Origin of the sequence: Sphaerotilus sp., from assembly GCF_041083715.1 — a bacterium.
Classification (GTDB): Bacteria; Pseudomonadota; Gammaproteobacteria; order Burkholderiales; family Burkholderiaceae_C; genus Sphaerotilus.
Genome location: NZ_JBFPGY010000161.1, coordinates 1 through 10,100, shown reverse-complemented (window position 1 = coordinate 10,100; position 10,100 = coordinate 1). Strand labels below are relative to the sequence as shown.

Genomic DNA, 10,100 nt, shown 5'->3' with positions numbered 1-10,100 from the left:
GCGCAACGGGGTGCGTGGCGCAGCCGGCCAGGGACCCCGCAACCAGCATGGAAAGGAAGACACGGTGCATCGTCGCCACCACGGTGATCAGCGGACCGCCAATCGGCTGACGCTGACACGGTTGAGCCGGGTCACGGCGTCGTGCGGCACGGGTGCCTGCATGCAGTTCAGGCCGGCCTTGCGTGCGAGGTCGTTGGACAGGCGCTGGCCACTGCGCACGACCGGCCGTTCCTGCACCTCGTCGAACGCTTCGGCCATTTCGGCTTTCTGCTCATCGAAGGTCCGGCGCTGGGCCTCCAGCGCATCGGCGAGTTGCTGGCGAGCAGCGGTCTGTGCGGCCAGTGCGGTTCGACCGGATGCCTCCAGCGCGAGCAGCTTCGCGCGGGTGTCTTCCAAGCGGGCAGCGCCGATGCCGTGGCCGATCCAGCCGGCCACCAGCAGGGCGATCGTCGGCGCGACGAGGCAGGACGGGCTGGGCATGGGGGAGGTCTCCCGAGGGTGCTGTGGTGGTGCCGGATGTTACGGAGGATCGCCGACCGAATCGGTGAGGATTGGTATTCAGAGGACCGGAACCGCCAGACGAAACCCCAGGTCGTTGCGCGCCGAGGAGCGGTTGCGCTCCAGGCGGCAGGCCGAGCGCAACGTGCGTGCATGGCCGCTCCATGAACCTCCGCGCACCACGCGGTCTTCGCTGCGCCCGCTCTGGGCGCACCACTCCATGACGTTGCCGTGCATCTGGTACAGCCCCCAGGTGTTGGGTTCGAACGAGCGCACGGGCACCGTCTGACGCGGCTGGCGGGTCGCATGGTGGGCCAGTTCGGGCGCAACGGGCCCGTCACCCCAGTGGTACACGGTGTCCGTGCCGGCACGGCAGGCGTATTCCCACTGGGCCTCGGTCGGCAGCATGGCGTTCAGGCCCGGCACACGGCGGTTGAGTTCGGAGAGAAAGCGCACGTTCACCGCATCCCAGCTCACCTGCTCCACCGGCAGATCGTCGCCGCGAAACCGACTGGGCTGCTGGCCGGTGACCACCTGCCAGAACGCCTGGCTGCAGGCGGTGTCCGCCAGCCAGAACGGCTGCTCGATGCCGACCGTGCGGAGCACTTCATCCTGCCTGCGACCGGGTTCGCTGGCAGGCGAGCCCATGTCGAACACACCGGCCGCGATGTAGCGCAGCCGCTGCGACACGGAGCCTATCGTCAGCTCGGCCCAGTGACCCCAGGCGTCCTGGTCGAACGTCGAGGCCCAGCCCGGACAGTGCGGTGAAATGTGCAGGCTAGGACAGCCCGGCTCCTGACCATGGACAGTCATGTAGTGGAATCCCCCAATCTCGGAAAACCGTCGCTGGATCCGGGAGCCCCCGCTCCCCCGATCCAGGCCGATCCGAGGAACCGGATTGAACCACTGCCGAGACCAAGACGCCGCAAGTCCACCACCCCGAAGCCCCTCATTCAGGGAGGTTGACGCCCGTTCTCGGTACTACTCGCCACGCACACCGTTCTGGCAACGGGCCGGCGCGACCGGTTCGATCGCCCGATCGCTCATCCAGACCTCGACGCGGCGGTTGCGCTCGCGCCCGGACGACGTGTCATTGCTCGCCACCGGCGCAGCCGAACCGTAGCCCTGGACTGCAGCCGCCTTGAGCCCGTAGGTGCCCAGGTCGCGGGCCACTGACTGTGCGCGCTGCACCGAGATCGTCAGGTTGGCGCATGGATCACCCTGCCCGTCCGAGAAGCCCAGCAGCATCAGGTGCTGCGACGGGCCGAGGCGGCTTTCCAGCAGCCGCGAGATCCGGGCCATGTCGCGCAGGGCCTTGTTGTCGAGCTTGTCCACACCCGGCTTGAAGCGCAGGTTGACCGCCAGACGGCGCGCACCGTGGGTCAAGCGGGTGTACTCGGTCGGCAGCGCCTCGGCAGCGGCGGCCCCGACGCCCTCGTCGGCTTCGGGAATCTGGCCGATGTAGCCCTCGGCCTGTGCGATCTTCTGCGCTTCATCCGAGACGGCGAAGTCGGCCAGCTTGCGCACCAGCGGCGGCGCATTGCGCGCCACGTAGAAATACAGCCGGCGCGAAAGCGCGTAGTCCTCGGTCGCGACGGTGAAGCGGCTCGGGCGCAGCGCGTTGGCACTGCCGTCGGCCACCGCCAGCGTCTTGGCCTGGCGGGCGTAGGGCAGCCCGACGAAGCCGATCGCCTGCGGGTCGGCAGCCACCGCGTCCGAGAGTTCGCGGCTGTCCTCGTGGCGGTGGGCCGACGCCACCAGCGGCTGCTTGTCGAGCACCAGCGCGCGGAAGGTGTCCCAGGTGCCGGACTTGTCGTCGCGGGCGTAGACGGTGACCGGGCCGGCCGGGCCGCCCACGGCCGCCCAGTCGGTGACGCGGCCGCTGAACAGGTCGCGGATCTGCGCGATCGACAGGCGTTGCAGCGGATTGCTGGGGTGGACGATGAGCGCCACGCCATCCAGCGCGATGACGTACTCGCTGCCTTCGGCGGACAGGTCGCCCAGCACGCTGGTGGCGGCCAGTTCGTCCGCCTTGACGGCGCGCGAGGCCATGCCGATGTCCGCAGCGCCCGCAGCCAGCGACTGGAACGCCGTCGCCGTGCCGTGGGCCTGCAGTTCGACGCGCAGGCTGGCACCGTCGGCACGGCGGCCGATCAGGACACTCTCCTCGGCGTTGGCGCCGGGCTGGCGCTCGACGCTGGTGTAGCCCTCGCGGGCCAGGAAGGCCTTGACCAGTGCCGGTGCCAGCGCAGCACCGACCGTGTTGGAGCCGTGCAGGCGGATCGTGCTGCTGCCTGCCTCCCCCGTGACCGGCGGGCCGGAGGCCGATGCCACCGCCACCACCGCCGTGACGGCCGCCGCGGGCGCGACCGGCGACGCCGGTGTGCGGTGCAGCCACCACCACAGCGCCGAGCCGACCAGCAGCAGCGCCAGCAGGGGCAGTAGCCACCGCACCGGTGCCGCGGACCGCACCGCGCCGGCAGGGGCCATCAACGTGGCGCCACATTCGCTGCAGCGTCCGCCGCCCGTGTCGAGCGCCTGCGGCTGGCGGCTGGCGGCAAGCCGGCAGGACTCGGGAAGGTTGGTGCAGACACCGTGTGTCTGGATCTGGGTCATGGCGTGGGTCCTGTTTCGGTCGGGATCAAGCGGGAAGAAGATGCATGGCGGTCTGGATGGCCGCAGGCCAGCGCTGGCCGACACCGTCGGCGTCATCGGGCGATGCGGCGGCGAGCACCTGCGCCACGCGGCGCTGCATCACCTCGCGCAACCGGTCCGGGCGGATCGGAGACGACCGCAATGCGGCATCCACATCCTCCTGGAGCCAGCACCGCACCGGCTCGGGCATGCCGGTCGCGGCGGCATCCCAGTGCGCGCCCAGCGGTACACGGTCGGCCTCGAAGCCCTCGCCGTCCAGCCGCACCAGCACCACACCGGCGCCAAGGTCCTCGCGCACCAGCCCCAGCGCATCGCCCAGCAGCAGCAGGCCGGGACGGCTGTCGGGGGCGTGGTCCGCGGCGGCGGGCTCAGGCGCCTGCAGGCCGCACAGCGCCGCCAGCGGCACCGGTGCGATCTGGCGGCACCAGACCAGGCTGTTGGCGGCCGGACTGCCCGGAGCCGCGAGCAGGACGTCGACGGCACCGGTCGGCCACGGCATCGGGGCTGCCTGCAAGGACCTGCGCAGCGCAGCGGTCGCTGCCCGCTGCGCCTCTGCCGGATCGATGGGGTCCGCCACATCGGCCGCGGGCGGCAGCGACAACGCAGGCAGCAGCGGGAGCGGCAACCGCAGCGTGTCCGCGATGGCGGGCGCCGCTCCCGCCGACTCGACCGACCACGCGCCCCCGCCAGCCCGCGAACGCAGACGCTGCAGCGCCACGGGCCGGGCGGCCGGATCCTCCTGCCAGGCCCGCGCCAGCGCGAGCATGGCGCTCTGCGCGGCCGACGCGACCACCGACGGCGCCAGCCGCTGGGTGCTGGCGGCCAGCAGGCGGGCGCAGCCAGCCCGCTCGCCCAGGTGCTGCGCCAGCAGACGAAAGCCCGCACCGTCACCCAGCCGCATGAACAGATCAGCGCGCAGGAACGCCACCGACTCGCGCTGCACCGCCTCCGCCAGCACCCAGGTCTTGCCGAGCGCGCGCACCTGCTCGCGGGTGTCGAGGCGCAGCGAGAACCCGTCGCCGGACACGGGCGGGGCCAGGACCGCCGCCGCTGTCTCGTCCGCCTCGCCAGCCAGCGCAGCCAGTGCCAGATCCGCGGCCTCGACCATGTCCTGCAAGTCGGCCAGCTCCGTGCGGAGCGCCGCCCATTGCCGGCCCAGCAGCGCGGTGTGCGCCTGCGCGGTCGTCGCCTGTGCCCAGGCCTGCAGACGCAGCGCGAACGGGTGCAGATCGTCTTCGCGCGGTCCGAACCACCGGCCCGCCGCGGGCGACAGCGCCGCCTCGGCATCGATCTGCAGCCGCAGACTCGTCACGAGCCGGTCGTCGCGGGCCTGCCGGCCTTCGAGGTCGTGCTGTCGGGCCTCGGCCTGCTCGACCAGCGCCGCCACCCGGGCCACGCCGTCCCGCAGCGACACGCTGCCGAGCCGCCAGTCGTGCCACAGCGCCACCTCGACATGGGTCCGCACGTCCATGGCGCGCTGCCGCAACGCGGCGGCCGGCACATCGAACACCGCCGCGACCCCCGCACCGCCAAACCGTTCCGAGAGTCCGAGCGCGAACAGCCGGCGCAATTCCGCCCGGCGCTGCGCCGGCGCGCAGTGCTGCACCAGTTGCAGGTAGTGCGCTGCCAGGCGCTGCCACGCCTGTTGCGCGGCGGCCAGGGTCGGCGGCGGCGGGCCGGCCGCATCGCCGGGCGACACCCCCGGCCAGCTCAACGGATCCTCCGGCAGCACATCGCCCGCCACCGTCCGGAGCGCGGCAGGATGGTTGACATAGCCCAGGCTCGGGCGCCAGTGGTCGAAACGCAGCTGTGCCAGCAGCCGCAGCATCAGCGCATGCCCCAGGTGGCGCTGCACCGCCACCAGATCGCTGCGCCACTCCGCGATGCCCCAGAGCGCGAACTCTCCGCGCGGAGCGACCGCAGGTCGGGCGGCAACCGGCGCATCTTCGGCCCAGGCTTGCAGCAGCCACTGCGCCTGCCGCTCCTGGCGCAGAGCGGCATCGGTCTCGCGCGCGCCGCCCTCATCGACCGGCGTGGACAGCCAGCAGCGGTCGAACCGCGGCGGCACGGCCTCGGCGCGCTGCTGCAGCACGGCCAGCACGGGCGTCTGCTCCGACAGCGTCAGGTGCAACTGGAGGCGGGCGGGGGGCACCGTGTCACACAGGGCGTCGAGCACACCGACCAGCAGCCCGGCGCCCACCGGCTCCCCAGGGTGCGCGATCAAGTGCACCATGCACAGGGTGCGCGCGGCCTCGGCGGTGCGGATGACGCTCGACAGCGCCGCAAGCAGCTCGGCGCGGCTGGCCTCGAACGGCGGCGAGGCCAGCAGCAGACGCTGCGCCCGTGGTGGCGCCAGACTGCGGCCGGCCAGGCACCAGCCAGGCGCCTCGTCGTCATGCAGACTGGCATCGGTATCGATGAGCAGCACGGGTGCGGCCGGGATGGCGACCGCCGTGCGTGCTCGCACCGACCCTGGGACTGCGACAGCGGCCGCATCGATCTGGCGGCGACGCTCCATCGCCTGCCAGACGCGCACGCCGGTGCCACCGAGCCCGATGAAGATGTGGTGCATGTGGGGAAAAGCGCCGGAGGAGAAAAACGGTGAAGGAAGTGCCAGCACGTTGTCGAGCCCGGCACCGGCGCCACTGTGGTGCGGCCATGTGTCAATCTCGTGACAGCTCACCCCGTGAGCCAGCAGGTCTCTGAACTGTCACAGTGAAAATTCAGTCCGCGGGACGCACCGCCGAAGATTGCGCCACATCAAGAATGCTGCACTGCGTCATGGCACGGTCATGGCGATCGCGAACGCTGCGTGCATGCTCGTGCACAGGAGATTCCAGACATGTCCCGTACGTCCCCCGCCGATTCCCTGCTTCCCCTTTCAGGCCGCCGCGGTCTGGTCCTGGGCCTGGCCAACGAACACAGCATCGCCTGGGGATGCGCCCGGGCCCTCCATGCACAGGGCGCCGCACTGGTGCTGTCCTGCCTCAACGACAAGGCCCGCACCTGGGTCCAGCCGCTGGCCGACACGCTCGGCGCGCCACTGGTCGATTGCGACATCGAGGTCGCAGGCGATCTGGAGCGGCTGGTCGCCCGGGCGGTCGAGACGCTGGGCGGGCTGGACTTCATCGTCCACTCCATCGCCTGGGCGCCGCTGGCCGAACTGCACGGCCGCGTCATCGACAGCAGCGCCGCCGGCTTTGCCCGCGCGATGACGGTGTCCTGCCACTCGCTGGCGGCGCTCGCGAAACTGTGCGAGCCGCACCTGGGCCCTGGCTCCGCGCTGGTGACGATGACCTACCACGGCGCCGAAGAGGCCGTCCCGCACTACGGGCTGATGGGGCCGGTGAAGGCGGCGCTGGAATCGACCGTGCGTTACCTGGCGGTCGAACTCGGTGCCAGGGGCGTGCGCGTCCACGCCGTTTCGCCCGGGCCGGTGCCCACGCGTGCCGCCTCGGGCATCGAGGACTTTGGCGGTCTGATGGCGACGGCAGCCCGGGAATCGCCGCTCCGGCGGCTGGTCACGCTCGACGAGATCGGTGCGCTGACCGCGTTCCTCGTCGGCCCTGGCGCCAGCGGCATGACGGGCCAGACGATCTATGTGGACGCCGGCTTCCACGCCGTGCGCTGACCCGGAACCCGGACACACGATGGACCACCTCAGCATGACAACCCCCACCCCCGGCACGGACGACACCGTGATCACCAACCGCACCTACGACGAGCTGCCCATCGGCGCCAGCGCCAGCATCGTGCGCACGCTGACGCAGGACGACATCCTCGCCTTCGCGCTCGTCTCTGGCGATGTCAACCCGGCCCACGTCGACGCCGAGTACGCCAATGCCACCCGCTTCCACGGCACCATCGCCCACGGCATGTGGGCCGGCGCGCTGATCTCGACGCTGCTGGGCACCCACTTCCCCGGCCCCGGCACGATCTACGAAGCGCAGATGCTGCGCTTCCACCTGCCGGTGCGTGCGGGCGACACGCTGACGATCCAGGCCACCGTCACCGCCCGCGACGACGAACGCCACCGCCTGACGCTCGACTGCGTGGTCACGAACCAGGCCGGTGCGGTGGTCGTCAGCGGCGACGCGATGGTGCGTGCACCGCTGCAGAAGATCAGCCGCCTGCGGGCCGCGATGCCCACCATGCACCTGTTCGACCCCGCGGCGCGGCTGGCCGAGTGGGTCGATGGCTGGGCGGCAGCGCTGGCCGGACAGCCGCCGGTGCCCTGTGGGGTCGTGCATCCGTGTGACGAAGCTTCGCTGGGTGGCGCGATGGCCGCGGCGCGGCGCGGGCTGATCGTGCCGTGGCTGATCGGACCGGAAGCGCGCATCCGGGCGGTCGCGACCGGACTCGGACTGGACCTGACCGGCGTGCACATCGAAGCGGTCGAACACAGCCACGCTGCCGCAGCGCGTGCGGCCGAGCTGGCCGCAGCCGGCACGGTCGAGATGCTCATCAAGGGCAGCCTGCACACCGACGAGCTGATGCACGCCGTCATCGCCACCCCCGCGCTGCGCACCAAGCGCCGCATCTCGCACGTCTTCCGCTTCGACGTGCCCGCCTACCCCAAGCCCCTGCTCATCACCGACGCGGCCATCAACATCGCCCCGACGCTCGAAGAGAAGGCCGACATCATCGGCAACGCCATCGACCTGGCGCGGGTGCTGGGCGTGGCGCGGCCGAAGGTGGCGATCCTGGCGGCGGTCGAGACGGTGAGCACGAAGATGGCCTCGACGCTGGACGCCGCCGCGCTGTGCAAGATGGCCGACCGCGGCCAGATCGCCGGCGGCCTGCTCGACGGCCCGCTCGCCTTCGACAACGCGATCTCGGCCGAAGCCGCGCGCATCAAGGGCATCCGCTCCGAGGTGGCCGGCGACGCCGACATCCTGATGGTGCCGGATCTGGAGGCGGGCAACATGCTGGCCAAGCAGCTCGAATACCTGGCCGGCGCGGCGAGCTGCGGCATCGTGCTGGGCGTGCGGGTGCCGATCGCACTGACGAGCCGGGCGGATGGGGAGGCCTCGCGGCTGGCCTCGGCCGCGCTGGCGGCGCGGCTCGCGCTGGCGTGGCGGACGCAGCGACCATGAACACCATCCTCGTCATCAACGCCGGCTCCTCGACGCTGAAGTTCGCGCTCTACCCGCGCTGCGGCGACACGCCCGGCGAGATCGCCGCGCACCCGTCCTTCGCGGCTGGCCAGATCGACGGCTTGCAGCCGGGCGGGCGGCTGCGGCTGTGTCCGTCGGACGCGGACCCGGTGGAGCTGTCCGAACCGGCGGACGAGGCGCAGCGTTTCGATGTGGCGCTGCAGGCGGTGCAGGCGCATGTCGCGGCCGTGGCACCGGGGACGCGCATCGCCGCAGTGGCCCACCGGATCGTGCACGGCGGGCGCTACTACCGCGCGCCGATCCGGCTCGACGACACGGCCATGATGCTGCTGGCCAGCCTGAACCCGCTCGCGCCGCTGCACCAGCCGCACAACCTCGCCGGCGTGCGGGCGCTGCGCAAGGCGTTTCCCGCGCTGCCGCAGATCGGCTGCTTCGACACCGCCTTCCACGCCGGCATGCCCGAGCTGGAAACACGCTACGCGCTGCCGCAGGCGCTGTACGACGAGGGCGTGCGCCGCTACGGCTTCCACGGGCTGTCCTACGACTACGTGATGCAGGTACTGCGCGGCTGCAGCTCCCGTGCCGACGGCCGCGTGCTGATGGCGCACCTGGGCAGCGGCGCCAGCCTGTGCGGCGCACGCGAGGGCCGCAGCGTCGCGACCTCGATGGGCTTCTCGGCACTGGACGGACTGGTGATGGGCAGCCGCTGCGGCCAGCTCGATCCGGGCGTCGTGCTGCACCTGTGGCGCGAGGGCTGGACCGAGGCGCAGGTCGAGCAACTGCTCTACAAGGAAAGCGGTCTGCTCGGCGTCTCCGGCCTGTCCGCCGACATGCGTCTGCTGCGCCGCGCCGCGGACGATGGCAACGCGCAGGCGCGCACCGCCATCGACCTGTTCACCTACCGGCTGCAGCGCGAGGCGGGCGCGCTGGCGGCGGTGCTGGGCGGCGTGGACGTGCTGGTCTGCACCGGCGGCATCGGCGAGCACGACGCCGCCACGCGCGCCGCGCTGGCGCAGGCACTGCACTACCTGGGCGTGGCGCTGGACAGTGCCGCCAACGCAGCCGCCCGCGGGGACCGCATCGCCGCCCTCCATGCCCCCGCCAGCGCAGTCGAGGTCTGGGTGGTTCCGACCGACGAGGGCCGGGTGGCCGCACAGGCCGCGTGGACACTGCTGGCGGCAGGTTGACGCGGATCAAGCGGAGCGTGTGGTGTCATCACAGGAACGGTGGGTCCGCGGTTCAATGGACACCGTGTCCACCGCCGTGACTGGAAGAACGTGCTGCAAGCCCTCCGATCGTCCACCGTGTCCGACAACGCCACGGCTGCTGCCGCGTCCCCGCTGCAGCCACGCATCCCGTCCGCCCTCCAGGCGGCCCTGGCCTTCGACCAGATGGTCTATGCCCGCGCTGCGGCGCTGACCAGCGGTCTGTCGCCGATCTCGCTGTCCCTGGCCTGGCAGGACTGGATCCAGCACCTGATGAGCCAGCCGGGCCAGGGACTGCGGCTCGCCGCGCAGGCGCAGGCGGGCATGACCGAGTGGATGGGCCACTGCGCGAGTGGCGCATGCACGCCCGGCGACACCGCAGCGACACCGGACCCCCGCTTCGCCAGTCCCGCCTGGCAGCAATGGCCGTGGCCGGGTGTGGTGCATGCCTACCAGCAGAGCGCGCGGTGGTGGGACGACGCCACCCAGCTGCCCGGCCTGACGCGCCACCACAGCGAGGTGGTGCGGACGATGGCACGGCAGTGGCTCGACACGCTCAGCCCGAGCAACCTGCCGTTCAACCCCGAAGTGGTGCAGGCGACCCGCGAACGCCTCGGCGCCAATC

General features: G+C 71.8%; 8 protein-coding genes. 4 read left to right on the top strand and 4 right to left on the bottom strand.

Annotated features, from left to right (window positions below; translation table 11 throughout):
- Positions 1–87: 87 nt before the first annotated feature.
- The 4 genes from AB3X43_RS07345 to AB3X43_RS07330 form a co-directional block, all read right to left on the bottom strand.
- On the bottom strand, positions 88–480 hold the full coding sequence (locus tag AB3X43_RS07345; RefSeq protein WP_369429206.1) for a hypothetical protein: 393 nt from the start codon (positions 478–480) through the stop codon (positions 88–90).
- Between the two features lie 78 nt (positions 481–558).
- On the bottom strand, positions 559–1,311 hold the full coding sequence (locus AB3X43_RS07340) for a formylglycine-generating enzyme family protein (RefSeq protein WP_369429205.1): 753 nt from the start codon (positions 1,309–1,311) through the stop codon (positions 559–561).
- A 168-nt stretch (positions 1,312–1,479) separates the two neighbouring features.
- Positions 1,480–3,114, bottom strand: a complete 1,635-nt coding sequence (locus AB3X43_RS07335; protein WP_369429204.1) for a substrate-binding domain-containing protein — start codon at positions 3,112–3,114, stop codon at positions 1,480–1,482.
- Between the two features lie 25 nt (positions 3,115–3,139).
- Complete coding sequence (locus AB3X43_RS07330) at positions 3,140–5,725, bottom strand: hypothetical protein (RefSeq protein WP_369429203.1); 2,586 nt, start codon at positions 5,723–5,725, stop codon at positions 3,140–3,142.
- Positions 5,726–5,995: 270 nt separating this feature from the next.
- On the opposite strand from AB3X43_RS07330, the gene fabI reads away from it, so the two are divergent.
- From fabI to AB3X43_RS07310, 4 genes are all read left to right on the top strand, one after another.
- Complete coding sequence (fabI, locus tag AB3X43_RS07325; RefSeq protein ID WP_369429202.1) at positions 5,996–6,784, top strand: enoyl-ACP reductase FabI; 789 nt, start codon at positions 5,996–5,998, stop codon at positions 6,782–6,784.
- Between the two features lie 34 nt (positions 6,785–6,818).
- On the top strand, positions 6,819–8,249 hold the full coding sequence (locus AB3X43_RS07320; RefSeq protein ID WP_369429201.1) for a bifunctional enoyl-CoA hydratase/phosphate acetyltransferase: 1,431 nt from the start codon (positions 6,819–6,821) through the stop codon (positions 8,247–8,249).
- Complete coding sequence (locus AB3X43_RS07315; protein ID WP_369429200.1) at positions 8,246–9,457, top strand: acetate/propionate family kinase; 1,212 nt, start codon at positions 8,246–8,248, stop codon at positions 9,455–9,457. The genes AB3X43_RS07320 and AB3X43_RS07315 overlap by 4 nt, the downstream gene beginning before the upstream one ends.
- A gap of 117 nt (positions 9,458–9,574) precedes the next feature.
- The coding region (locus AB3X43_RS07310; RefSeq protein WP_369429199.1) for a poly-beta-hydroxybutyrate polymerase N-terminal domain-containing protein at positions 9,575–10,100 on the top strand (526 nt) is incomplete at its 3' end.